The following is a 23,869-nucleotide window of genomic DNA, read 5'->3' as shown; positions in this document are numbered from 1 at the left end:
GCGGTGCTCAGAAGAAATAGCGCATCGAGGCGCCGACCTGGGTCCTGGGCTGCGGCGAGACCAGCAGCCCCGCGGGCGAGCCGTAGGCGATGTCGGCCGCGAACGCGTGCGGCTGGAAGACGGCGAAGACCGAGAACTGGTAGCTGCGCCAGTCGTAGCTCGCCTTGAGGTCGTAGCGCGTGTAGGTGGGCATGGTGCGCAGCTGCACTTGGGGCGAGCCCATGTAGTACGGATTGCCCGCGGTGAGGTAGGCATCGGCGTTGAGCGTGAGGCGGCCGGGTCCCAGGTTGCGGCGGTACTCGGCACCCAGCTTGACCTGGTCGCGCGGCACCGACAGGTGCGCGCCGGTATTGGGCAGCGGGTTGTTGGCCCGCGCCTCGAGGATGCGCCCGTAGCTCGCGTAGAGCGACCACGCCGCCGAGCCCTGCCAACGGGCTTCGAGTTCGTAGCCTCGGCGGGTGGTGTTGCCCACCGACCGGAAGGAGCCGTCGGCCTGGGCCACGATCTCGTCCTGGTTGAGCGTGCGGTAGAGCACGCCGGAAGTCGTCAGGCCCGGCATCGGCGTCGCCGTGTAGCCGATGTCGTAGGAGCGCACCTTTGTCGGTGCCACTTCGTAGACCGTGCCGCCGCGCGCGCCCAGCGGTCCGGTGCCGCCGCTGCTGCTGATCTGCTCGGCGGCCGGCGAGCGGAAGCCTTCGGCCGCGTTCGCGAACAGGTCGAGCGTGGGCAGGGCGCTCCACACCACGCCCAGCTTGGGCGTGGTCACCGCATCCTTGTAGTTCGTGCTCGCGGCCGGCAGCTTGCGGTTGCCGATGTCGTAGTCGAACCAGTCGCGGCGGATGCCGCCCATCAGCTTGAGGTTGGACAAGGGCTTGTACTGGGCCTGCGCGAACAGGCCGTAGGTGAGGAGGTCGAGCCGTTGGCTGTTGATGTAGTTGGCCGTCGACACGCCGTCGCGCCAGATGCGGCGCTGCGCATCGCCCTCGTCGCGGCGCAGCTCGCCGCCCACGATGAGCGACGCGCGGTCGCCGAAGACGAAGTTCTGCGCCAGGCGGCCGCCGTAGAAGTTGCGGTCGTCGCTGCCGACGGTGTGCTGCACAGCGCTGGTGGCAATGCCGCGCACGCGCTCGAAGCGCTCGGCATAGGCCGTGGCATGCCAGCCGGCCTCGCCCTGCGCGGGCGCCCGGTTGAACACCAGCCCCGTGCGCTCGCCGCTGCCGAAGCCCGGAAGATCGAACTGCGTGGCGCGCGGATCGGCGCGGCCGGCGCGCAGATCGGACAGCAGCAGGTAGCCCGGCGCGACCGACTCCGAACGGTAGTGGTTCACCCGCAGGCTGTAGATGCCGTCGCCGAGGCGCGTCGACAGCTTCCAGAACAGGTTGTCGCGCGCGATGCGGCCGTCGCGCCGATAGCTGTCGGTGCGGTAGCTGTCGGCCACCAGCAGCGAGCGGACGCCCGGGGCCGCGTCGGCGTCGGCCCTGCCGAACTCGTTGGACAACACCAGCGAGGCCTGGCGGCCGCCGTAGCGCTCGAGCGAGATTCCGACGCTCGAGGGGACCGGCCCGCTCGGCGTCTCGATGCTCACCGCACCGGCACGGTTCTGGTCACCGTAGAGCGCCGAGACCGGTCCCTTGATGACATCGATGCGACCGATCATCCCGGGCGTGAGCCATTCAAGGAACGCTGGGCCGTGGCCCGCGCCGCCCTGGCTCGACGGCATGTTCTGCGGCACGCCGTCGACGTACACCGCGGTGTCGGCGCCATGCGTGCCCTGGGTGGCGAAGCCGCGCATCCGGAAGCCGTTCGCGGTGTCGCCCTGGTCGATGTTGTTGGCCACGAGTCCCGGCACGCGGCGGAACACGTTCGAGATGTCGCGCCCGATGTTGAGGGTGCCGATCTCCTCGGCCGTGATGACGGTCACGCCCGAAGGCAGGCCCGTCGAGTCCGCGGTGACGGCGCTTCGTTTGCCCTGAAGGTCGACAGGGCCGCCCTCGGCCGTCACGTGGACTTCGGCGAGCGTGCCGGCGGCAGGTGCCGGCTGCGCGTGGCTCGACGTCGCGGCAAGATGGGCAAGGCTGGCGATCGCCAGGACGAGGGGCGTCGGGGCGCACCGCCCGACACGAAAAGATGGGGTCATGGGTTCGCGCCGGCACCGCGATGCGGCACCGGAGTTCCGGAGAAAAGACGAGGAAGCGCCGCCTCGAAAGGGACGCGACGGCTGTGAAGGCAGGAGGTGGGGAGGGCGCGCAGGCGCGCACGCCTATGCGTGCAGCGGCGGCCCGCGTGGCGGGGGAACGCTGCCCCGGGGCAATGCCGGGACCGGGCTCGCGACAGACCAGCGCGGCGGGCTTGCCGCGGTCTCCAGCAACGCGATACGCACGATCTGGTCGCATGCCGCAGCGGCCGCATGCAGCTGCGGCGCGCACCAGAGGCAGTGGCATTCGCCGTCAACGTCGGGAGCGCCGTCGTCCTCGGCCAAGCCCCCATCGACCAAGGCCGTTGCCGCCCACTGCTGCGGCGTGCCCTCTTCGTGCGCGTGCAGCACCCCGGTCCACGCGCTGAACAGCGTGGCGACGAGCAGGAACCAGACGAGGGGTTTCTTTAATGACATCGAGTTGCGGTAGGTGCCGGCGCCATTATCTCCTCGAACCGCGCCATGCCTGGCACTGGCTGGCCTGCATCATTGGCAACGCCGAGATTTTTCGGCACTGTCGCAAAGCCACATGCGTCAGATTGCCGGACGCACAGGTCTGTCTCGCAACACTGCGGCGCGAATCGCCCAAACAAATCGAGTTCGGCGTCCCTAATCGGCGGTTCGTATGACGAACAATCGCTCGTGGGCCGATCGGCGTGTCTTGAACTCAGCTGGTGAAAGCAGCGTGCCTCTTCGCAGGCTGCGCCGATGGCCCGACTACGAAAAAGAACAGGGCGCTGTTTTGCCATTCATGGCGTCAATGGGGCGCGCGCCATGAACAGCGCCTTCATACCGAAGCGGATACCATCGATTCATCTCTGCCAGTGCAGCAAGCAGGCCGCGATGCGCCTCTGCATAGGCGCGCTTCACAGCCGCTAATTCGTCTGGCTCGGGGGCAGGGCCCACTCCATCCAGGTACGCGAAAAGCTTCTGGTTCAGAGCCCTGAGTTCCAGCAGGGCCCGCCGTTCCAGTTGCCGCCAGACCCTGATGTAGTCGATCGGGCCGGCAACGCTGACCGGGTTCACCGGCCGTGTGGAAGCAGCCTCTTTGGCACTCGGTCCAAACCAGCGAAAAACCTGTACTCGCTTCTGTGTGCGGCCCGCGGTCCGCATGAACAAGTCTCCAGAGATTGCCTCCCCAAACCGGTCCATCGGGATCCCGGCTTTTCGGAGTGCGCTGATTTGTGACTCGGTAGACAGTGAGGGCGGCAGCGTGACAGTGATATCTGCCTGGCGCGCCTTCTGAATGGCGTGGCTGGATGCGGTTCTACTCATGGCGTGGAACGTGAAACGTACCGGTGACGGGAATCAAAATATCAAACTTGTCCGACATCTTCAAGCCAAGCGGACATCGTACATTTCGACGCCTACGGGGCTCCCGTAGTCCTGCTGTAAATCTTTGCCCGGCCGCTGCGGCCGGGCTCTTTGTTCCCTGCGCCAACGGGGACTGCCGCAATCTCACAAGCGGCAGGCCGTCGGCATGGTCGAGTCGCAGAGGCGTAGGACGAAGCCGATCGTGTGCGGAGCCGGGTCTTGCCTTCGTGACAATCGCTCATGCACGAACCCATCTCTTACCTCGCTGGCTTGCGCGAACATGCCTCACGCGCGATGTCTGCGGCCTTCGACGTCCAGCGCCTGATCACGAAAAAGGTCGAGGTGCCGGGGCTCAGCGGCGCGGCGACGGAGATAGAGAAGTTTGCTTCCAAGTCGCTGATGACGATCGCTCAATCCGCTCAACACCTGTATGCGAGTGAACTGAAACGGTCGATCGAGCTCACGCTCGCCAGAGTGCCGACAGCGCCAAGCCTGGTTGAGAAGGTTGGCGGCAGGGGCAACGAGCCTCGTCCTTGACCTCTATCTCGGCAGATCAGGCGATTCCTTCGCCTACCGCATCCCGCTTTTCGCCTGCATAGGCGGACGTTCGAAAGCCGTGCAGTTCTGATGGCGCCGTTGTTCGACGGCAGATGTCGACCGCGCCATGATCAAAAGGAACAGGGGTACTGGCGGCCTGGCAAATGCGATGGGCCAAAGGGATTGAGGGTGTGCAAACTGCCTTTTTTGGCCCCGCCCATATGGCAGGCGCTATCGAGGAAGATCTTCCCGCATCCAGCACTCAGTGCCCCGTTGCGAGTCATGGGGCGCAAGGGGTAACTCCCGTCTGCGGCGTCGGGGTTCGCCTTTATAGTTTCTCGTTCACCAAACCAAGATCAGCAATGGCAACTCACTCAATCGCGGACATCGAAGCGCAGATCAAGGCGCATGCAGCGCAGATCGAACAACTCAAGGCCGCCGCCGCAAAGCAGCGCGCCGACGAGCTCGGCGCCGTCGTTCAGGATGTGCGCGCAAAGATCGCCGAATACGGCATCTCCGCAAAGGAGCTTGGCCTGAGCGGCAAGGCGGCGACGCGGCGCGCTGCTGTCGTCGCGACGGGGCCGCGCTATCGCGGGCCTGGTGGAGAAATCTGGGTCGGTGGCACGCGCGGGCGAAAACCACGCTGGCTGAGTGAAGGTCTTGCCCGTGGCAAGACCTTGGCCGACTTCGCGGCCTAGGCTGGCTGCGGCTGACCGGCCAGCGATGGGGCAGTGGAGCGGGTAGGCCCTCGACTTCTTCTTCAGCGATTCCTACACAAGATCGTCCCCCGCCGGCGTTCGCGAAACCCGCGCAGTCCTCTATGAATTCCTGCCTTGACCCATCCGATGGCGCCAATGCTGCACCACGCTCGTACTCCAGGTAGAGCCCTTCCTGCATGTGGTCGTCAAGAACCTGCTGAAGCTGCGCTGCGGTAAAGGTCGTTTGTTCAGTGCGGATTGGAGAGGCTCGATCCGTCAGAGGCCGCGAGTTTCTGGAACACGCCGCGCAACCGCGCGACGACCTCGGCGAGGTCCAGGGCCTCGAGTCGATTCTTTTTCAGGAAGGCAGCCCATTGCCTTTGCTTCGCAGCATCCTGCACGAATGCGTCGCTCAAGCCCGAGGAGAGGGTAGTGGGTATCGCCAGCCCCCGCCGCTCGAACGTGGCCTCGGCTGCGCGGTATCGGCGTGCTGCTTCAAGCGGGCTCGGATGGAGGCCGCGAGGCTGCGGCTCATGCGGTGACACTTTCCAGATAGGGCCGCATGACGTTGACCACGCGATCCACTCTGGCGTAGTGCCAGAGCGCATCCATCGTCAGCTTGCGCCGCGACCAGCCATCGTGCAGCGCTTCCAGCGCCACGTCGAGGCCGATCTTGTTGCGGTACTTGAAACAGTCGACGACCGTCTTGGCCGCGTTGAACACCGGGACCTTCACGCCATCGACCTCGAACGGCTCAACGCCTTCGGTCAGAGCCGTCCCCGACATGCGCACCACGCGCAGAGCAGGCTGGTCCAGCCGGGGTGTGGGCGAGTGATGGGGGATTGCCAACCAGGCCTCGAACGGGGCCTGCGTGCCGATGCCATGGATCCGCAGCGTCGACAGCAGGCATACCGCGCCACGCGGCACGCGCAGGGCTGCCTCGGCCAGAGACCGGTGCTCGCTGAGCGCGCGTCCCGGCAGGCTGTAGATGCCGCGGGCGATGCGGTCGAGCTTGCCGGCTGAAACCAGTCGGCTGAGCTTGAAGACTGGACGGAAGAAGGACAGGCGGCGGAGCGGGGATGAGCTGGCCTTGCTGCGACCTTGAGGGTGGCACACCGTTCTCGCCGTCAAGGTCTGCGCGCGTCCCATGGCGCGCTGGCGGCCTGCGGCCGTCTTCGAACCTTGACTGCTGCGCTGCGGCGTGCCGGCGACGGTCCCGGGCAATTCCGCCCGCAACCGTTCAAGGAGAACGTCATGGCTTCCATTTCCAACTTTGCTTTCATCACCGATGTGCAGTTCGAACTGATGCTGGTCAACGGCGCGCAGTCCCGGGCAGAGGCGGGCCTCGATCCGCTGCCCGTGGTCAAGCTGTTCACGCCGGACGCCGGCGCCACCTGGCTGCTGAGCGAGATCGACCCCGGGGACCACGACATCGCGTTCGGGCTGTGCGATCTCGGGCTCGGATTCCCCGAGCTGGGTCGCGTGAGCTTGAGCGAACTGGCGGATGTGCGCGGCATGCTGGGCCTGCCGATCGCGCAGGACCTGCACTTTCGGGCCGTCAAGCGCCTGAGTGCCTATGCGAAGGAGGCGCGCATGGCGGGCCGCATCCAGGCCTGAGGGCCCGGCCGCCGGCTCGGCCGGCGGCCTTTCTTGTTCTTCTCTTCTCTCTTCGTTGTCTGCTGTTCCGGCGACACGCCGGCCGTGCTACGCGCAGGCGGTGGTCAAGGGCGCGGCTGTCGACTCTGATATCGAATAGTTGGCGTGGTCGCCGCATTGCGCCAATGTTCGTCGGTTCTCGACCGTTGCCGCTCAAGTGGCCGTGCATGCACGGCAGCAGCCGGCCAGGCCGCCCACCTTGCGTTCGGCGGTTCCGACGCTCAGGTGGCATCGCCTGCTTCGCAGCGTGTGGGTGGCGCGCCCTCTGCGGGTCGCGGCGTTCGCGATGGCTGCGTGGGGCCGTCTGCCGCCAGTTCGCGTTGGATCTGCATTCGAAACCACCTCTTGACCGACGCATAGCGCGCTCGGGCCGCTGTCCAGGGCTGCGGGCTTTGCCTCCGTCCTCACCCGGTCCTCGCTGCGCTCGGCTGCGGCTTGCGGGCGGTCCCTGGACATCGGCCCTTGTCGCGCGCTTTCCATGCGTCGAGGCGGCTCCGAAAGCAGATGTTCAACCACCGCGGCAGATGCCGCAGAAAGGCCCGGCCATGCACGCCAATTCGACTTCCAGTTCCCTCCCGCGCGGGGCGCGCGGCCCGAAGCGGCCTGGCAACAGGACAGCCACGGGCGTTCTCCCCGCACCCCCCGAGGGCTCACCCCAAGCAGGTGAAGGTGTCGCCGAATCCGCAGGCATCACTGCACGGGATCGTGACCGCATGGACGTGCGGCAGGTCGTGACGGACCGCATCATCGCGATGCTGGAGAAGGGCGGCCCTGTGTTCCGCGAACGCTGGACGCGGGCGGCGGCGCGCGGCGTGCCCCGCAACGGCAAGACCGGCGCACCGTACCGCGGCGCGAACGTGCTGCTGCTGTGGGAGGCAGCGATCGAGGCGGGCTACGCGTCCAACGTGTGGCTGACCTACAGGCAGGCGCAAAGTCTCGGTGGCCAGGTGCGCAAGGGCGAGCGCGGCGTGCTGTGCGCGCACTTCGAGCGCAGGGCGCGCGAACGCCGCAGCGAGGCCGACGACGCGCTGTCCGAAGGCGGTGTGGACGAAGAGGTCGTGGCCCCGGATGCCGGTGCCCGCGCGGGCGTGCTGCTGTGCCTGCCGTTCTGGGCGTTCAACGTGGCGCAGATCGACGGGTTGCCGCTCGAGGTGGTGGACCTGGGGATCGCTTCGCCGATGGGCCCGCGGGAACCCGTGGAGCGGGCGATGCGGCTGCTGGGAGGCTGCAACGCGACGATTCGTCACGGCTTCGACCAGGCGGCGTACCTGCCCGCGCTCGACGAAATCCGGCTGCCGTGGCCGCGGCAGTTCACGAATGCCGAGGCGCAGTGCGCAACGGCGTTGCATGAGTTGGTGCATTGGACCGGCCATCCCGAGCGGCTGAACCGCAGCTTCGGGCGCCGCTTCGGTGACGCGGCCTATGCCTTCGAGGAACTGGTGGCCGAGCTCGGCAGTGCGTTCGTGATGGGGCACTGCGGCCTGGTCGAGGCCACGGTCGAGGGCCACGCGGCCTACATCGACGCCTGGCTGCAGGTGCTGCGCGGCGACCGCACGGCGATCTTCACGGCGGCGCGGCTCGCCGAGGAAGCCTTCGCGTTCATCGTGGCGAGGGAGATGCCTGCGGTAGACGGGCTCGCGGCAGCGGCACCGGACTGACGATCATTGCCCTTGAGGTCGGCCAGGGAAGGGCGGAGCATCGAGTCGGCCGTTCGTGCGAGCCGACCCTAGGCGCGAATCGACAGCCGGCGTTGCGCCGTTCCAATACAAGACTGCAGATGTCTTGGCTCGCTACATGCCTTCAACTTGTCTCGGCGCGACCATGTCGACCGGGTCCATGACGGCCGCAGGCGGCCCCAAGGGTTCAAGACTTGACGCGCCCCAGGTGCAGCGCACCTTTGCGCTCGAGCCGCCGCAGGATCGAGCCAAGCGTCGAGTAGGGAATGTCGATCCTCCTGCGAACGAGTTCGCTCGCCGCCGCTTTGGGCGTGAGAATTTCCACAGGCAGGTCGGCGACCGCCTTCAATACATCCGCCTCGCGTCCGTGCAGTGTCGGGCGCAACTGGATGAACTGGTTCTCGGGACCCGGGCCCTTCGGCCTCACTTCAAGGATGCCGGTAACGCCGGCGCGCTTGCCGCTCTTCAAAGTCATAGCGCCGAAATGTGCAGCGCAGGCCTGAACCGCGTCTGAATGCGCGACTCGATCCGGCAGGCGACAACGTGGATCGAAACCTGAGCGATTCGTTTCTGGTCGCGGGAGCTCGGGCTACGCGCATCGCCCGATGACCGGTCTGATCCGGGCTGCGTCGCACCTGTGCCATGCGTCGCAGCCGGAGATTGCCCGACTCCTTAACATCAAACGGACTAATGATCGGCATCTATTCGTCGGCCGAAGTTATAATGGAGCCGGTTGAAGCGGCAGTGGTTTTTTCGTGCCGTATCGCAACTCCTGTTCATGAGTGAAACTCATCCCTCATGCAGGCTCCGTATTGCGACCTTCGTCGCCTTGTTGGTCTGTAGAGCTGCAGCCAACCGATTTCCTCGTTAGCTCACGCAGGTTGATTCAAGCCTGCGAATTCCGGATGAATTAGATTCCAAATATCGGCATTTCCATGGGCAAGTTCGTCGTTTCGCCCTCGACACATCCGACCGACTGTGGCCGTTTTCGCGCCTCTTTCTCGGTCCATCGACCTCAAAGTGACGGCAGCTCAGGCCGAGTATTCCAACTCGACAAAGCCTTTGCTTCACGCGAAGCCGCCCGGCTTCTTGCCGTCACGCAGGCCTGGCTGCAAACGTGCATGCCGCACCCGCTGAGTGCCGGCTATCTGCCGGCATAAATCTCACGCACCTCGGCCATTTGCTGCGGATTTCCGATCCGAAGATCCGAGTTCCACCGTCGCGGCAGCCGTCGCGCACCTTCATTCAGAAAGGCTCTTTCCATGAGCGTCAAAATTTACGTGGGCAACCTTCCCTTTTCCGTGACCGATTCCATCCTCGAAAGCAACTTTGCCGAGTTCGGCCGAGTTTCTACGGCGAAGGTCATGATGGACCGCGAAAGCGGCCGCTCTAAGGGCTTCGCATTTGTAGAAATGGCCTCTGCCGAGGTTGCTCAAGCCGCGATCACCGCCCTGAACGGGATGTCCGTGGATGGACGCTCGATCGTGGTGAACCTGGCCCGTCCCCGCGAAGAGGGGAGCGGCTCGGGTGGCTATAGCGCAACCGGTTACAGCGCAGCAAAACGTTCGGACGTCGGCTACGGCAACGGCGGCTTTGGTGGTGGTCGTTACTGACCTGGGTCCCGTCTTCTGAAAGACCGGCCTGCCTGAGCCGGTTTTCTTTGTCCGTTCGCCAAGCGCAGACTCAATACTTCCCGGCTCACCACGCAGCCTTCGCCATGAGTGCTGTGCAGGCGCGCACGTTGCGGGCCGCTACGTGCAGCAGATCAGCGATTTTGAAGGCGCGAAGGCCTTGTCAGAGCAGTGCGCTTGTGACGTATTTACAGCGTTGGCGCAAGCCGCACCTCCTGTGCTGGATCGTGATGAAGGATCGGCCCCAGTCGGCTCGAAATTCATCAACGCTTTGGCCGAGCAGCCGGCACGGACGACGAGGGCGGCAAGCGAATCGTCATGCAATCGCTCGGCGGGATTCCGCAGGGCCGACCTGCCAGGCCGCAAGAGGTTGCCGACCTGTTCACGTTCCTTGTGTCGCCACGGCCCCGATGGCGGGGAGGGCTTGCCTGTGAGCCTCAAGGCTACCCCCTCGTTCTCGCTTTCAAGGCCCTGCGCGCGCTGCGCGTGCTCAGCACGTGCCGCACGCCTGCGACGGCCTTGAGCGCTGCGCTGCGACGGGGCTGCGGGGGCACGCCCAGGCGATATTGAATGCGGGTGCGGCACCCCGGTGCCTTGGGGGGAGTGCTCTGCCGGCGCCGGTCGAGCGGGGAGCTCGGTCACCTCGCATCGCTCTTCCGTTCATGCACCTCGTGCGTTTCGAAGTAATCTGGCGCAAGGCCGGCCAAGGCCCCAATCGCCGGGCGCGAGTTCAGCGCTCGGTCGGCGCGCGAAGCCAGTTATCCAGCACCAGGCCAGGCACGCGCGCGAAATGCTTCGTGTTGTCCGTGACGATGACGGCGCCGACCCCCAGCGCGTGGGCCGCGATCATCTCGTCGAAATCGCCGATGGGCGTGCCGCCCGCTTTCAACTGGGCACGCAGATCGCCATGTCGCAGCGCTGCCTGCAAATCCCAAGGCAGGACCGGCGCAATGCGCAGGAACTCCTGCACGATCCGATGCAGCCGCACAGCCTCGGGACGCCGGGCGATGCCGAATCTCAGTTCGGAGCAGGTCACGGCGGAGATGCACCATTGCCCTGGGGTCAGGGCTTGCAGGCGCGCATCGAAGACCGGGTTGCCTCGGATGGCTTCGCTCGCGGCGTTGGTGTCTAGCATGTACAGCGTCATTCCTTCCAGCCTTCGAAAGGGTCGCGCAACTGCTCGCTCTGATCGTGCGCGTCTGGAAAGTCTGGAGGCACGATACCTAGTTGCTCCCGCATCTGCATGAACGCGCGCCACTGCGCGGGTGCGCGTGTGGACAGGATGACGTCGCCGGTCGTGTCGTCGCGTCGAATATAGACCTCGGTGGTGCCATCGAAGCGGAATTCCGCGGGCAGTCGCACGGCTTGACTGCCCCCGGTGGCAAAGAGTTTGGCGGTGGATTGCTGCACGACGGACTCCAGACAGGTAATGTATCTACTAATGTAGCTACGTCGCCTTGCCAAGTCAAGGTCCCGCAGGGCACGCAATACGGTGACAGTCCATCTCCTATCTGAAAACCCACGCCGCACAAATTTCCGAGGACCTGGATAGATGAACGGTGCACCCTTCTTCATCACCCAGAATGGCGAGGCCAGGATGGTGATCGAAAGCGTCAAGCAATTTCAGGAAAAGAAGCGCTGATCGCCGCCTTGAAATCATCGTGTTGGGCGAGAAAGAGCGCACGCAGGGCCAAGGCATTTCCGTTGCCGAGTCCCGTGCGCAACTGGCAGCAGCTCGCCAACGCCGCAAGTGATGGGCATCTTCATTCTTCCCGACGCCCAGGAGGACTTGCTCTCGCTTCAGGAGTGCACGCTCGACACGTGGAGCGAATCCGACTGGCTCAAGGCCGAAGACGAAATCTTCGAAAAACTGACGCTGGTTGACACGGGTTTCCTGACAGGAGCGCATGTCCAGGAACTTGCATCCGTTGGCATTTTGAACGTCTTCACCTCACACCACAAGCTGGGTATCGGCGTATCGGCGATGACACGTACGTCTATGCCGCAGCAGGCCATCGGCAAGACCATCCAACGCTCTTGATGAAACGCCTTCCGAGGATTTGACGGGATTGAATCCGACCCTGACGCCCGCTCCGGCGACATCTCCGATCCATTTTTTTGTACTCGCTCAGCCCACTTTGCCGCAGAGAGAATTGCGCCGCGCACGGATTTCATGGCCGGCGGCGCGGCGCATCCAATGACTGGAGCTTTCGGCGGCCGATATCTGGCGTGGTCCAGCAGCCGTGCCGGTCTGCCTCGCTTCGCCTCGTGCCGGTTCGCAGAAAGGCATGGGGCAGAGAAGGGCCGAGGTGCATAGCATTGCTATACGATTTATCCATGAAGACGACCCAACTCCCTCCGGTCCGGGTGACGGCCGCAGTTCGAGAACAGATCGAAGGCGTGCTGCTCGACGGCGAAACGCTGTCGCATTTCATCGAGCAGGCTTCGATCGATGCAGCGCGTCGTCGCAAGGCGCAGCAAGAATTCGTGGCGCGTGGACGCGCATCGCATGCGCGCGCGCTCGAGACGGGCGAGTCCTATGCGGTAGACGAGGTCCTCGATGCGATGAAGTCCCGGCTCGACATCGCGCGCAAAGCGGTCGAAACGGGGCAGGGCGTCGTCTCCACACGGCGCCCGTGACATACGTCGTGCGCTTGACGCGCGAGGCGGTGGAAGATCTGCAGCGTCTTGAAGCCTTTCCCCTCGATGTCGCGCTCAAGCATGGAGACCGGGAGTTGCCGGATCGCGCGCTCCTGGCCGTCCGAGGGGAGTTCCGAATCCTGGAAGCCAATCCGTTCACGTGTCGAATTGCCTTCGACGACCGACTGGAGCGGGAACTCGTCATTCCATTCGGTGATCTTGCCCCCGTATTTCAGGACACGGGCTATTCGCAATGTAGCGTCTGCTCGATCTGAGCAAGGCGCTGGTGGGCAGCGCGATGCTGCCTGAACTCCCTGGGTGATTTCATCTTCAATGCCGAGTGTGGATGCACCTCATTGAAGTGCTCGAAGGCTGCGGCCATCTGCGCCATCACCGTTCTCGCATCGGCAAGGTCCATGCGGCTGACGTAGTCGCGCTTGAACGTGTTCACGAAGCTCTCGGCCATGCCGTTGCTCTGGGGGCTACACACGGGCGTGTTGACCGGGCTCAGGCCCAGCTGTCGAGCGATCTGCCGGGTCTCGGCCGCGATGTAGGCGCCCCCGTTGTCCGAGAGGAACTCCAAGGCGTGGGTACTGGGAACACCCTCGACGCCGCCGAAGCGCTTCTCCACGGCCTCGATGAGCATTTCGCGCACCGGCTCGCCCGGCAGCCCTTTGCCCTCCCATGCCCGATAGGCCAGGATCTCACGGTCGCAGCAGTCCTTGGTGAAGGTCGCGGTCACGGTCTGCCCAGAATCACACTTGATCTCGAAGCCGTCCGAGCACCAGCGCATGTCGCTGTGCGCGACGGCCACCTTGCCCTCATGGGGCCGGCTGGACTGGCGCCGTCTCGGCGCCTTCGGTAGCAGCAATGCATGAGCCGCCATCACGCGGTAGATGCGCTTGGCGTTCACTCGCGGCGCACCGGTGGTGGCTCGATGCCGGTTCACCAATGCGCAGGCACGCCGGTAGCCATAGGTCGGCAACTCGGTGATCTGGGCCTTGATCTCGTCGAGCAAGGCCACGTCGCTTGCAGGCGCCGTGCGTCGTGTCCGGGCGTCGATCCAGGACTCGGGGCGAGCTTGCAAGCGATGAATGTTCGAGCGCGCCAACCCAATGGCCTGGCAGACGGCCTTCACTGGCCGTCCCCGTCCAGCAAGGGCGAGCGCGCAATCCACTTTTTTTCTGCGGCGTACTCCACAGCTTCCTTGAGGATCTCGTTCTCCAGCGTCTTCTTGCCAAGCACGCGCTGTAGCTTGGCGATCTCGGCACGAGCGGCTGCCAGTTCCGAAGCCGGCACCACAGCCTCGCCCGCCGATACAGCCGTCAGCGCCCCTTGCCGCTCCAGCTTGCGCCACTGGAACAGCAGGCTGGCGGCAACGCCTTCCTGACGTGCGACGAGCGACACGCTCATGCCAGGTTCGTAGCTTCGACGAACCAGCGCGGCCTTCTCTGCAAGGGACCAGCGCCTGCGGCGCTGGTCCCTCATGATCACTTCGACGGTATCCGTATTCCTAGTCGTACTCACAGTCCTACTCCTATCTTTAAAGATAAGCGATAGACCGTGTCCTGTCATTCAAGGGGCCAGCTCATCGGCGCATCAGGCGACGTTGCGTTGTTTCATGTCGTCAGCGAAAGGGAGATCGTGGTGTCTGCCATTCGGTATCAGCGAGAGGACGACTACCACTGAAAGTGAGTTCGATGCGGCAATCATGGTGGGGGCACAGGCCTCGAACGCCACTGCGATCGCAAGCGGCCATGCCGAATCCGCGGCCAGCCCGAAGCAAGGGCATTTGCGCTGTCGCTGTGGGTGCATCCGTGAACGCCTGGGGAGCAACTGCTCTTAGATGGCGTGGGCCTGACTTCCGCGGGCAACGCTGAGCCATGGCCCACCGCCGAGGGTCACATAGGCGCGCAAGCGGCCGCGCAAGGCGACCCCTTTGCGCTGCGGCCAACGTCGAAGCGGCGCCTCGTTGCATGGCAAGTCTCCCGAGCCGACCGCCCGGTCAGGCGTTGACCTCGAGGGACACATCGCGCGGCGGATAGCCGCGTCCGAGGTGGAGAAGCGGTGCGGGCTATTCCTCGGACACGAATCGCAGGAGCGGGGCCCTTCGGGGCGTTGGTGAAGGGCAGGGGAGGGCTGCCTGTGAACCCCGAGGCTACCCCCTCGTTCTCGCGTTCAAGGCCCTGCGCGCGCTGCGCGTGCTCGGCGCGTGCCGCGCGCCTGCGGCGGCCTTGAGCGCTGCGCTGCGACGGGGTTGTGGGGGCACGCAGGCAATCCCGCCTGTGTCTTCCACAGGAGTCTCGTCATGAACGCTTCGTCTTCTCCTTCCTCTTCTTTTTGCTCTTCTTCCTTCATGTCCTCGTCGTCGGCCGGCGTGGCTGCCGGCGCGCTCTCGTCGCGCGATCTGCGGGTGCTCGAGGCGCTGCGTCCCTTCCTTGGCGTGGAAGCCGAGGCGCTGTTCGAGGTGCACGGGCGCTCGCTGCACAGGCTGATCGGCTTCGCGCGGGACACGTCGGGCATCGGCTGGCTGCAGATGCTCGCGGGCCTGCGCTTGGCGCGGGAGCTGCTCATGGAGGATCTGCGTCCGTCTCAGGCCTTCCGTTCCGCCTACGCGGTGTCCGACTACCTGAAGTTGCACTTCGCCGGGCAGGCGCACGAGAGTTTCGCGGTGCTGTTCCTGAACGCGCAGCACACGATGCTGGCCTTCGAGGACATGTTTCGCGGCACGCTGATGCAGGCGGACGTCTATCCGCGCGAGGTGGTCAAGCGCGCGCTGCAGCTCAACGCCTCGGCGGTAATCCTGGCGCACAACCATCCCTCGGGCCATGTCGAGCCGTCCGAGGCGGACGTGGCGGTCACGCGGGTGCTGAAGGAAGCACTGGCGCTTGTCGACGTGCAGGTGCTCGATCACATCGTGGTGGGTCACAACCGCGCCGCGTCGATGGCCGAGTGCGGCCTGCTCTGAGCGCCGCATGCGGGCGCCTCGGCGCCCGCTTTCCTTTTTTCCTCTTTCCTTTCCTCTTTCCTTTCCTCTTTCCTTTCATCGCCCGCCGGGCGCTGCGCCGTGCACGCACATGCCCGGGATTGCCGATGGCCGGCCTGGGCGCCGGTGCAGGCGGTGTTCGCCCCCCGCGGGATGGTCAGAGCGAACCGAGATGATCGGACAGCGCGGCAACGTAATTGGTGCGCGTGTGCGGCACATCCACCACATCGACGACATCGGGGTGCCGGAAATAGACGATCAGGTAGGGATACCGGGGCAGTTTCCATGAGCGCAGACCGGGCATCCCCAGTTCGGCCTCGAGACGCGGCGAGCCTGCGTCGGGATTTCGCTTGATGAGCTCGTAAGCCCTCTGCAGTTCATCCACTAAGCCGCTGGCGGCAGTCGGTGCCTGCATGGTGACCGCGCGTCGTACTGGATCGCGGCCGTGATCTGCCTGCCGGCACGAGGGCGGACAAGGAATCGCTTGACGCCCTCCACGCTCAAGTCGCTTTCTTCCTCACGGCCTTCACGGGGGCAGGCCTGGCTTTGCGCCCGGCGGAGACCTTCGACGTGGGCGTGCCCGCTGCCTCGACCTGGGCGATCTCGGCCCGCAATTCATCGAAATGTGCCGGCGTCCACTCGACGCCAGGCCCCGATTCGAGGCCTGCAAGGATGGCAGCTAGCAACTGCTCGCGTGCCAGATCCCGCCGGATGAGGTCGCGCATGTATTCACTGGCATTGCCATATCGACGATCCGCGACCTGTGCATCCACAAATGCCTTCATCTCGTCCGGAAGAGAAATGTTCATCGGCGTCATGGATGACACTTTGACGCGCGATGGCAAACTTTGCCATAGACGGGATTGGCCTGCCGCCATGGCCGGTTCGACCGTATGCCTGGTCACCAGTGCACAGCTCAAGCGCTGTTGCCGAGGACCATGGGTCCCAGGCGGCCGCCGGCATCCGCGAGCGATCAATTTGGCGCAGAGCGCGAGCCTTTGCAATCAGCGTCCGGCGCATCGCCGTGAGGGCCGTCATCCGGCGCGCCGGCCCCTTGTGCAGCGTGGCGCGCTTTTCTCGCGTTCATCCAGTCCTCTTCGGTGGCCGCCGACACCTCTGTCCTTCGTGTCTGCCTGACCTTCTTCTTCGTTGCTGTCCTGTTCGCAGGCATGGCTGCATGGGTGATGGACGGCGCTGGCGGTGGCTGTCCGGGCGGGTGAAGTGGCTTGTCGGCGTGGGCGCCCCACCGGCCTGGCCGGTGTCGGCTGCTCCAGGTTCGCGCCTTCGCGCTCATCCCCTGCGGGGAGGGCCTGCGGCCCCCTTGCGCATCCCTGGCGCAGGGGCTTCGCCCCTATCCCGGACTTCCCCTGATCAGACCTGCCTCGCGGCAGGTGAGGGCGCTCGCCGCGCGGCGGTTCCGGTGCGCCTTCGGGGACGCGCGCGCGGGTGCCGTCTTCCTGAGTTCTTCACCTTTGTCGGTGACGGTGCGCCCGCGGCGCCGGGGGACCGGCTGCGCCTGCAAGGGGGTGTTCATAACGCATGCGCGTTACGAAGGCTTCCCCCTTGCTCCCCCGTCCCCGCGCGCGCCTTGGGTCACCGGGCGAAGAACTCAGGAAGACGGCGGCCGGCGGCTGATGCGCGGCCGATGCGATCCGGAACCCTTTCCCAAGGGGCTCCGAATCTAGGAATCCGGCAGGGCTCTTTGTCCTTCTCTCTTCTTTTTCTTTCTTCAACTTCATGACAAAGGAAATGCAATGACTGCGACAACGACGACTCATGCGAATGACGTGGCCCGTGCGGCGGGAAACGGCGGGGCTTCCCGGCGCAAGGCCGCTTCGACGAAGGGGCGGCGCGGCGAACGCGCTACGGCGGCCGCGGGTGCAGCAGGGGAGGCGGACACGGCGCCGCACGACCTGCTGGTGCCGCTGGACCGGCTGGTGCCGGGCGATGCCAACGTGCGCCGGGTGCGGCGCGACGACGGCATCGCCGAGCTGGCGGCGCTGATCGAATCGCAGGGGCTGCTGCAGCGGCTCGCGGTGGTGGCGCTGCCGGACGGACGGTATGCGGTGGTCGCGGGCGGGCGTCGCCTGCGCGCGATGCAGCTGCTCGTGGCCGAGGGGCGGATGGATGCGGCGCAGGCGGTGGAATGCCGGTGCTTTGCGTCGGCGCGCGCGGTGGAAATCTCCCTCGCGGAAAACTCGGGGCGCGAGGCGATGCATCCGGCCGACGAGATGGAAGCGTTCCGCGCGCTGATCGACGGCGGACTCACGGTGGCGCAGGTGGCGGGCCGTTTCGGGGTGGCGCCGCTGACAGTGGAGCGCAGGCTCCGGCTGGCGCGTCTTGCGCCCCGTTTTCTGGCGATGTACCGCGCCGATGAGATCGGGCCGGACGAGTTGCAGGCGCTCGCGCTGACGGACGACCCCGCCGCACAGGAGGCGGTGTGGGATGGCCTCCCGGTGTACGAACGCAGCGCATGGGCACTGCGCCGCAAGCTCACCGAGGAGGCCTGCGCGGGCGGCAGCCGGCTTGCGCGCTTCGTGGGTCTGGCGGCCTACGAGGCGCGCGGCGGCACGGTGCGGCGCGACCTCTTCGCCGAGGACGACGATGACGACGGCGTGTACCTGGACGACCCGGTGCTGCTGCAGATCCTGGCCATGGAAAAACTGCGCGCGCTGGCCGAGGAGGTGCGCGCGGAAGGCTGGGCATGGGTGGATTGCGTGACGGAGGGCGACGGCCTCGCGCTGCGCCGCTATGGGCAGGCATCGCAGCAACGACGGGCGATGACGCCCGAGGAAGAGGCGGAGTTGGCGGCCATGGAGGCCGAGCGCGACCGGCTCGCCGAAGCCCTCGAGACGCTGGAAGCGCGGGGCGACGATCCCGACGCAGGGGACGCCAAGGAGGAGGTCGATGTCGAGGCGGAGATGCAGCGCCTTTCAGGCGCCCTCGATGCGCTGGACGACCGGATCGACGCGGCACATGCCGCGCGGCTGACATGGACGCCCGAGCAGATGGCGCGCACCGGGGCGTTGCTGCGCATCGACCATCGCGGGGAGGTGGTGGCGAGCCGGGGGCTGACGCGGCCGGAGGACTGTCCCTCCGGTTCCGGGACCGGCGATCCGGAGGGTGACGGCGACGGCGACGAGGCGGGTGCGGGCACCGCGAGAATGCGCGCCGCGTTCAGCGAGAAGCTGATGCGCGATCTGACCGCGCATCGCACTGCCGCGCTGCAGGCCGCGCTGATGCAGGACCCGCAGGTGGCGCTGGCGACGCTGGTCCACCGGATGGCGGAAACCGTGTTCGGCCACTATGGCCGCGGCAACGATGTGGTGAAGGTCCATGTGCATGTGACCAGCGACTACAGCCTCGCGCAGTCGGCCACCGGCTACGAGGAATCACCGGCCGGTGCGCTGCTCGTGCGGGCTGCGGCCGAATGGGGAGAGCGTCTGCCCGGCGATCCCGAGGCCCTGTTCCGCTGGCTGCTCGCGCAGCCGCACGAGGTGCTGCTCGACCTGCTGGCGTATTGCACCGCCCGCAGCATCGATGCGGTCGCCGCGCGCGAACGCTCGGCCGACCAGAGCGACGCCATCGCCGAGGCGCTGGGCCTCGACATGGCGGACTGGTGGACGCCGACCGCCGAGAACTACCTTGGCCATGTCAGCAAGGTAAAGGCGCTCGAAGCGGTGCAGGAGGCGACCGGCGAGCAGGCGACGCCGGCCATGGCCGCGATGAAGAAGGCCGAGGCCGCGGCGCATTGCGCCCGCAGGCTGGAGGGCACGCGCTGGCTGCCGTCCCCGCTGCGCCGGCTCGCGGCGGCACCGTGCCCGGGAGAAATCGAGGCGTAGTCAATCGGGAGCCGTGCGCCCCTGACGTTCGGCATGCCGAACATCGGGGCGCATGCGCATGCGCCTTCGCCAGCGATCTGTGCGCCGTTTCTTGTCTCAGGAATGCGGTGCGATCGTCCCGCGGGGTTTCAAGGGCGTGGCGGCAGATCGCTGGCGAGCCTGGGCGTCGCGGTACGGATGCCCCCATGACGCACCACTGCAGAGCCGTACCGTGGGCCGGCTGTCTTTCAATCTCTCTTCCTGAGCGTTCGGCATGCCGAACAATGAAGGTGTGTGGGGACGCACGCACTGCGCGGCATCTAGCATGAGAGAGGGGCGGGAAGAGATGCGTGGATACCGGGAGCAAAGTCCTTGAACGGCGATGAGGGCAGGATAGACTGACGTCAGACATTGTTTACTGCAACGGCGTTGCAATGACCAAGACCTCTCTATCAGGCCGCGTGACAGCCACCCGGGTGCCGCCCGAAACGAGGGCACGCTTCGCCGCACTGGCGGCGCGGCATCATCTCAGTGTGTCGACTCTGCTCGCGAAGATGGTCGACGAGGTACTCAAGACCAACGGACAAAACTCGCTGGACTCGGGTGGACAGCGGTTGCCACACGAATCGCAAAGCGACGCCAGCATGGCGGGGCGCATCACGCTGCGGCTTCGCAAGGGCGATAGAGCGCTGGCGGCGCATCGAGCCCATTCCCGTGGAATGAAGACAGGCAGCTACCTGGCCCTGCTGATCCACAACCATGTGCGTGACGCCGCAGTGCTGCCCCCGAACGAACTGGATCAAATCAAAGTGACCAACGCCCAGCTGGCTGCGCTGGCACGGCAGCTTCGAACGTTCGGCATGCCGAACACCCAGTCTGAGCCGGTGGCACCGGACCTGGACGAAACCATCGCGTCGGTCCGGCGGGAAGTCGAGGAGGCGCGCAAAGCCACGGCAGCCGTCGTGCGCCGCAACCTCATCAGCTGGGAGACCGGCGAAGGGAACCGCCATGCCTAAGCAGATGGTGCGCGTAGACAGAAGCGGCCACGGCTCGGCCGGAGGGTCGCGCGACATGACCCTGGACATCGTGAGCTACGGTCGGCGAGGGCCGGGTGGCACGCTGCGCCTCGGCGCCGACCAGATCGCGCAGATCCAGCGCACGGTAGGGCGCACGCCCGAGGTGATGGTGAAGGTCTCGGGCGGCGGACGGGACGTTGGCGGCGTCGAGGCCCATCTGCGCTACATCGGCCGGCATGGCAAGCTGGAGTTGGAAACCGACGAGGGGCTGACGCAGCAGGGGCGAGGCGCAGCCAAGGAGATCACGGCCGACTGGCGGCTTGAGCTTTGCAGAAGCCAGTACAAGCCGAGACCCGCTCCGGGGCAGAAAGACACGCGTGCGAAGTTGGTCCACAACATCGTCCTGTCCATGCCCGCTGGCACGCCACCGGAAAAGGTACTGGCTGCGGCGCGTGTCTTCGCACGCGAGAACTTCGCGCTGCAATATCGCTACGCCATGGTGCTGCACACCGATCAGCCGCACCCGCATGTGCATCTGGTGGTCAAGTGCGAGCACGAGTTCGAGCCCGGCAAGCGCCTCTACATCCGCAAGGACACACTGCGCCAGTGGCGCGAGCAGTTCGCCGCGCTGATGCGCGAGCAGGGCGTGGCGGCCAATGCCACGCCGCGCCAAGTGCGAGGGCAGACCCGCAAGCCGTACAGGGATGCGATCCATCATCGGCTCCGCGCGCTTCGGACATTCGGGCAACTGCCGCCCAGCGACCGGGCCGGGCATCGACCGCCGAAGACCTCGACCTTCATGCGCGCCAAGCTGGAGAGCGTGCTCAAGGCCTTACAGACGAAGCGAGCCACCCTGGATGCCGGCAAAGAGACCATGCAGCGCACGCGAAATGAGGTGGTGGCGGGCTGGCACGCAGTTACGGATGCGCTTCGAAGTCAGGGCCAGGCTGAGTTGGCCGACCGGGTGGCACGCTTCGTCGCACGCATGCCGGCGGTGCAGACTGATGCGCAACGAATGGCGGAGCGATGGAGGGAGACAGAGAAAAGTCGAGCGCCGGAGCGCGCGGATGCCAAGTCGTCTGGGCCACGTGTCCGATGATGGTGGAGTGATCGAGGCATAGCGGGCAGCGACCCAAAGCTCGAAATAGAAGAAGAGAGGAAGGGCGACCATCGCTGCTCCCTATCAACCGGATTCAAGGAGAGTTCCATGCGTTCCATTGCGAAAATCACGAGCCAGCTTTTCAAGGTTCCCCTCGCTGAAGTCTTGACGGACGCCAAACACGGCGCGCACACCCACTTCGAACTGGTCACCGCAACGGTGACGCTTGCCGATGGCAGCGAAGGCACGGGCTACACCTACACCGGCGGGAAGGGTGGCCATGCCATCAAGGCCATGATCGACCATGACCTGGCGCCCGCCCTGATTGGCATGGACGGCACGAATGTCGAAGCCATCCACGATTTCAGCGAATGGCATGTGCACTATGTCGGGCGCGGCGGTATTGCCGCGTTCGCGATCTCGGCGATCGACATCGCGCTTTGGGACCTCCGCGGCAAGGCGGCCGGAGCACCGCTCTGGAAACTTGCCGGCGGCGCCGCGAACACCTGCAACGCGTACTGCGGCGGCATCGACCTGGCGTTCCCGCTGGACAAGCTGCTGGACAACGTGCGCGGCTATCTCGCCCGTGGCTTTGGCGGCGTCAAGATCAAGATCGGGCGCGAGAACCTCGAGGAGGACATCGAGCGTATCCGCGCAGTGCGGCAACTGATCGGTGAGGGAATCACCTTGATGGTGGATGCCAACTATGCAATGAGCGTGGACCAAGCCATTGCCGCGGCCAAGCGCTTCAAGCCTTTCGATGTCTTCTGGTTCGAGGAGCCGACCATCCCGGACGATTACCAGGGCTATGCGCGCATTGCCGAGGCCACGGGCGTGCCGCTAGCGATGGGCGAAAACCTCCACACCATTCATGAGTTCGACCATGCGTTCGAGCAGGCGCGGCTGTCCTTCATCCAGCCGGACGCCTCCAACTGCGGCGGCGTCACTGGCTGGCTGAAGGTGGCAGAGCGCTCGCGCCGCCACGGCATCCCGGTGTGCTCGCATGGCATGCAGGAGCTGCACGTGAGCCTGATGGCGGCGCAGCCGAACGCAGGCTGGATGGAGGTCCACAGCTTCCCCATCGACGAATACACGGCGCGCCCCTTGGTCGTGGAAAATCGGCGCGCAGTGGCACCCGAGGAGCCTGGGACCGGAGTGAGTTTCGACTGGGCGAAACTCGCGCCATATCGGGTCTAGGCGCGAAGCTTCGATAGGTTAGCGATACTCTCGGGACTGGAGGGCCGCCACGGTCGAGCGGTTCATCAAGAAGTTGATTCCTACATCCGCTGGACTACGAGAAGCGGATCAGGATCTCCCTTGGTCTCAGCCCTATCGAATACCGACAAAGTCTCGGACTTGCGACATAAAACAGTTAAGTTTTTATCTGCACCGCCCCACGGCCCTGGGCGCAGGTCGCCCGAGAATCCCCTGTGCTGCCTTTCGCCAAGGCGGCAGGCCCATAGGCGATTTCAGCGCGCCTCGGCGGGGGCGCGCGAGATCGGTTTCGGTTCGCACTTTCAACAGTTACTTCGGGAGGAAACACATCGTGCCATTCGTCTATTCGTCGTTCAGCGACCACCTGGCGGCGCTGCCGGCTGACCACGCGCGCCATGGCGACGCGTTGCGCGCCATCCTCGAACTGCAGGTGCGCAGGCCGTCCAACGCCGACCTCTCGGCATTCCTCTTTCTGCCCGACCAGGCGGACCATCCCGACCATGAGGACGCGGCCCAGGTGTTCGCGCAGGCCGTCGAGCAGATCTACGGCCCCAAGCCCTGGGTCGGCGACGAGATCCCGTTGCTGTTCGTCGGCTACCACGCCATGAATCGGCTCAGCGGTCGACGCACGGCCCAAGGCCTGCTGCTGACCGATCAGACGCTCTACATGCAGGACGACTTCACCGTGTTGTTTGCCTCGCCGCCGCCGGCCCAGGGCCACGCCCTGCCCATGCGCGCCGACGACGCCGGCGCCTTCGTGTCAATGCTGCTGGGCCGATACAAGGCGTGGAAGGATTGGGCGGCTGTGGCAGGCCGTCCAGAGTCCGCCCTGTCGAATCGACTCAACGTGTTGCTCGATGCCGTGGTGACGACCGTCCTGGATTACCACGCGCAACACGCCAGCCAGCGTCAGGCGCCGCAACGCACGTGGACCTTGACCGGCCTGATCGCCGACCATGCCGCAAGCGACAACCTGCTCGATCCGGCGAATCCCAAACTCGCCAAGAAGCTTGGCAAGGTGATCGGAAAATTCCAGATCACTCCCGACGAGCCAATGCAGTTCGCACTGGTCGACTTCCCGTTGTTGGCGGGCCATACGGGTTCGCACTCACGGCGAAGGCGCTCTACAGCAAGGACCTGATGGAAGAGCCGGTTCGCGTCGGCCTGGACAGGCTCGATGCGCTCTCGCTGCGGCTGGCGGAGAAGGGCGACGAGGTGCTGAACGACCAAGGCATTCCCCTGCAGTTGCCGAAGTACGCGAGCGCCGAGCTCAAGGTGTCCTTTGTCGAACTCCTCAAACAGGAAGTGCTGCGCCTGCAGGCCTCAGTCTGAGCGACGCGGGCTCGATCACGGGTCAGAAGCTGACGCAAGGAGAAAAGCGTGAGG

27 protein-coding genes and 2 pseudogenes are annotated in these 23,869 nt (G+C 65.5%); 18 read left to right on the top strand and 11 right to left on the bottom strand.

Annotated elements, in window-relative coordinates; translation table 11 throughout:
* Positions 1–7: 7 nt before the first annotated feature.
* The 3 genes from QF040_RS07535 to QF040_RS07525 all read right to left on the bottom strand — a co-directional run bounded on the left by QF040_RS07535 (position 8) and on the right by QF040_RS07525 (position 3,469).
* Positions 8–2,137 (bottom strand): TonB-dependent receptor, encoded by a 2,130-nt coding sequence (locus QF040_RS07535; protein ID WP_429610514.1) that lies wholly within the window; start codon positions 2,135–2,137, stop codon positions 8–10.
* A 123-nt stretch (positions 2,138–2,260) separates the two neighbouring features.
* Positions 2,261–2,611 (bottom strand): DUF2946 family protein, encoded by a 351-nt coding sequence (locus QF040_RS07530; protein ID WP_429610513.1) that lies wholly within the window; start codon positions 2,609–2,611, stop codon positions 2,261–2,263.
* 300 nt (positions 2,612–2,911) lie between these two features.
* A complete protein-coding gene (locus QF040_RS07525) occupies positions 2,912–3,469 on the bottom strand; it encodes a hypothetical protein (protein WP_429610512.1) in 558 nt (185 codons plus the stop codon).
* A gap of 279 nt (positions 3,470–3,748) precedes the next feature.
* Here QF040_RS07525 and QF040_RS07520 point away from each other — a divergent pair, with 279 nt between their 5' ends.
* Together QF040_RS07520 and QF040_RS07515 are read left to right on the top strand one after the other, a co-directional pair.
* Complete coding sequence (locus QF040_RS07520) at positions 3,749–4,045, top strand: hypothetical protein (RefSeq protein WP_429610511.1); 297 nt, start codon at positions 3,749–3,751, stop codon at positions 4,043–4,045.
* A 164-nt stretch (positions 4,046–4,209) separates the two neighbouring features.
* Positions 4,210–4,743 carry an H-NS family nucleoid-associated regulatory protein gene (locus tag QF040_RS07515; RefSeq protein ID WP_429610510.1) on the top strand — a complete coding sequence of 178 codons (534 nt, stop codon included), beginning with the start codon at positions 4,210–4,212 and terminating at the stop codon, positions 4,741–4,743.
* Positions 4,744–4,991: 248 nt separating this feature from the next.
* Here the strand turns inward: QF040_RS07515 and QF040_RS07510 are convergent, their stop codons facing one another.
* Both QF040_RS07510 and QF040_RS07505 read right to left on the bottom strand, forming a co-directional pair.
* Entirely contained in the window at positions 4,992–5,159 is a 168-nt protein-coding gene (locus QF040_RS07510) for a hypothetical protein (protein WP_429610509.1), read from the bottom strand.
* A gap of 115 nt (positions 5,160–5,274) precedes the next feature.
* Entirely contained in the window at positions 5,275–5,967 is a 693-nt protein-coding gene (locus QF040_RS07505) for a type IV toxin-antitoxin system AbiEi family antitoxin domain-containing protein (RefSeq protein WP_429610508.1), read from the bottom strand.
* A 30-nt stretch (positions 5,968–5,997) separates the two neighbouring features.
* Between QF040_RS07505 and QF040_RS07500 the strand changes: the two genes are divergently transcribed.
* Entirely contained in the window at positions 5,998–6,360 is a 363-nt protein-coding gene (locus QF040_RS07500) for a DUF2958 domain-containing protein (RefSeq protein WP_429610507.1), read from the top strand.
* A gap of 752 nt (positions 6,361–7,112) precedes the next feature.
* Complete coding sequence (locus QF040_RS07495) at positions 7,113–8,057, top strand: ArdC family protein (RefSeq protein WP_429610506.1); 945 nt, start codon at positions 7,113–7,115, stop codon at positions 8,055–8,057.
* 205 nt (positions 8,058–8,262) lie between these two features.
* Here QF040_RS07495 and QF040_RS07490 read toward each other — a convergent pair whose 3' ends face one another.
* Positions 8,263–8,550: a hypothetical protein gene (locus QF040_RS07490; RefSeq protein WP_429610505.1), complete on the bottom strand. Its 288-nt coding sequence runs from the start codon at positions 8,548–8,550 to the stop codon at positions 8,263–8,265.
* Positions 8,551–9,010: 460 nt separating this feature from the next.
* On the opposite strand from QF040_RS07490, the gene QF040_RS07485 reads away from it, so the two are divergent.
* The 3 genes and pseudogenes from QF040_RS07485 to QF040_RS07475 all read left to right on the top strand — a co-directional run.
* Positions 9,011–9,235: a hypothetical protein gene (locus QF040_RS07485; RefSeq protein WP_429610504.1), complete on the top strand. Its 225-nt coding sequence runs from the start codon at positions 9,011–9,013 to the stop codon at positions 9,233–9,235.
* Between the two features lie 102 nt (positions 9,236–9,337).
* Complete coding sequence (locus tag QF040_RS07480; protein ID WP_307506465.1) at positions 9,338–9,688, top strand: RNA recognition motif domain-containing protein; 351 nt, start codon at positions 9,338–9,340, stop codon at positions 9,686–9,688.
* 282 nt (positions 9,689–9,970) lie between these two features.
* Positions 9,971–10,111: pseudogene (locus QF040_RS07475) on the top strand (short-chain dehydrogenase); the annotation flags it as partial.
* Positions 10,112–10,436: 325 nt separating this feature from the next.
* Here QF040_RS07475 and QF040_RS07470 read toward each other — a convergent pair.
* Positions 10,437–10,853, bottom strand: a complete 417-nt coding sequence (locus QF040_RS07470) for a type II toxin-antitoxin system VapC family toxin (RefSeq protein WP_429610503.1) — start codon at positions 10,851–10,853, stop codon at positions 10,437–10,439.
* A complete protein-coding gene (locus QF040_RS07465; protein ID WP_429610502.1) occupies positions 10,850–11,116 on the bottom strand; it encodes an antitoxin in 267 nt (88 codons plus the stop codon). The genes QF040_RS07470 and QF040_RS07465 overlap by 4 nt, the downstream gene beginning before the upstream one ends.
* Positions 11,117–11,459: 343 nt before the next feature.
* On the opposite strand from QF040_RS07465, the gene QF040_RS07460 reads away from it, so the two are divergent.
* From QF040_RS07460 to QF040_RS07450, 3 genes are all read left to right on the top strand, one after another.
* The gene (locus QF040_RS07460; protein ID WP_429610501.1) at positions 11,460–11,747 is read left to right on the top strand and encodes a hypothetical protein; all 288 of its coding nucleotides are present in this window, start codon (positions 11,460–11,462) and stop codon (positions 11,745–11,747) included.
* A gap of 296 nt (positions 11,748–12,043) precedes the next feature.
* The gene (locus QF040_RS07455) at positions 12,044–12,346 is read left to right on the top strand and encodes a YlcI/YnfO family protein (RefSeq protein ID WP_429610500.1); all 303 of its coding nucleotides are present in this window, start codon (positions 12,044–12,046) and stop codon (positions 12,344–12,346) included.
* Complete coding sequence (locus tag QF040_RS07450) at positions 12,343–12,621, top strand: type II toxin-antitoxin system RelE/ParE family toxin (protein WP_429610499.1); 279 nt, start codon at positions 12,343–12,345, stop codon at positions 12,619–12,621. The genes QF040_RS07455 and QF040_RS07450 overlap by 4 nt, the downstream gene beginning before the upstream one ends.
* Here QF040_RS07450 and QF040_RS07445 read toward each other — a convergent pair.
* Positions 12,591–13,834, bottom strand: a protein-coding gene (locus QF040_RS07445) for an IS3 family transposase (RefSeq protein WP_429614627.1) whose coding sequence is annotated in 2 segments (ribosomal slippage) — positions 12,591–13,537 and positions 13,537–13,834 — 1,245 coding nt in all. Because the reading frame shifts where the segments join, the coding sequence is not laid out codon by codon here. The genes QF040_RS07450 and QF040_RS07445 overlap by 31 nt on opposite strands.
* Positions 13,835–14,654: 820 nt before the next feature.
* Between QF040_RS07445 and radC the strand changes: the two genes are divergently transcribed.
* Positions 14,655–15,314 (top strand): RadC family protein, encoded by a 660-nt coding sequence (gene radC, locus QF040_RS07440; RefSeq protein ID WP_429610498.1) that lies wholly within the window; start codon positions 14,655–14,657, stop codon positions 15,312–15,314.
* A 175-nt stretch (positions 15,315–15,489) separates the two neighbouring features.
* On the opposite strand, the gene QF040_RS07435 is transcribed toward radC, so the two are convergent.
* Entirely contained in the window at positions 15,490–15,747 is a 258-nt protein-coding gene (locus QF040_RS07435; RefSeq protein ID WP_429610497.1) for a type II toxin-antitoxin system RelE/ParE family toxin, read from the bottom strand.
* An 85-nt stretch (positions 15,748–15,832) separates the two neighbouring features.
* Positions 15,833–16,150 carry a type II toxin-antitoxin system ParD family antitoxin gene (locus tag QF040_RS07430; protein WP_429610496.1) on the bottom strand — a complete coding sequence of 106 codons (318 nt, stop codon included), beginning with the start codon at positions 16,148–16,150 and terminating at the stop codon, positions 15,833–15,835.
* Between the two features lie 936 nt (positions 16,151–17,086).
* Between QF040_RS07430 and QF040_RS07425 the strand changes: the two genes are divergently transcribed.
* The 7 genes and pseudogenes from QF040_RS07425 (at position 17,087) to QF040_RS07395 (ending at position 23,815) form a co-directional block, all read left to right on the top strand.
* The gene (locus tag QF040_RS07425) at positions 17,087–19,174 is read left to right on the top strand and encodes a ParB/RepB/Spo0J family partition protein (protein ID WP_429610495.1); all 2,088 of its coding nucleotides are present in this window, start codon (positions 17,087–17,089) and stop codon (positions 19,172–19,174) included.
* Positions 19,175–19,587: 413 nt separating this feature from the next.
* A complete protein-coding gene (locus QF040_RS07420; protein WP_429610494.1) occupies positions 19,588–20,169 on the top strand; it encodes a hypothetical protein in 582 nt (193 codons plus the stop codon).
* 55 nt (positions 20,170–20,224) lie between these two features.
* On the top strand, positions 20,225–21,268 hold the full coding sequence (locus QF040_RS07415; protein WP_429610493.1) for a relaxase/mobilization nuclease domain-containing protein: 1,044 nt from the start codon (positions 20,225–20,227) through the stop codon (positions 21,266–21,268).
* Positions 21,269–21,376: 108 nt separating this feature from the next.
* Positions 21,377–22,465 carry a mandelate racemase/muconate lactonizing enzyme family protein gene (locus QF040_RS07410; protein WP_429610492.1) on the top strand — a complete coding sequence of 363 codons (1,089 nt, stop codon included), beginning with the start codon at positions 21,377–21,379 and terminating at the stop codon, positions 22,463–22,465.
* A gap of 25 nt (positions 22,466–22,490) precedes the next feature.
* A pseudogene (locus QF040_RS07405) lies at positions 22,491–22,635 on the top strand (IS3 family transposase); the annotation flags it as partial.
* A 179-nt stretch (positions 22,636–22,814) separates the two neighbouring features.
* Positions 22,815–23,624: a hypothetical protein gene (locus QF040_RS07400; RefSeq protein WP_429610491.1), complete on the top strand. Its 810-nt coding sequence runs from the start codon at positions 22,815–22,817 to the stop codon at positions 23,622–23,624.
* Positions 23,624–23,815 (top strand): hypothetical protein, encoded by a 192-nt coding sequence (locus QF040_RS07395; protein ID WP_429610490.1) that lies wholly within the window; start codon positions 23,624–23,626, stop codon positions 23,813–23,815. The genes QF040_RS07400 and QF040_RS07395 overlap by 1 nt, the downstream gene beginning before the upstream one ends.
* Positions 23,816–23,869 lie beyond the last annotated feature (54 nt).

It is taken from the genome of Variovorax sp. W2I14 (assembly GCF_050435205.1).
GTDB lineage: Bacteria > Pseudomonadota > Gammaproteobacteria > Burkholderiales > Burkholderiaceae_C > Variovorax > Variovorax paradoxus_C.
This window is presented reverse-complemented; position numbering and strand designations above follow the sequence as displayed.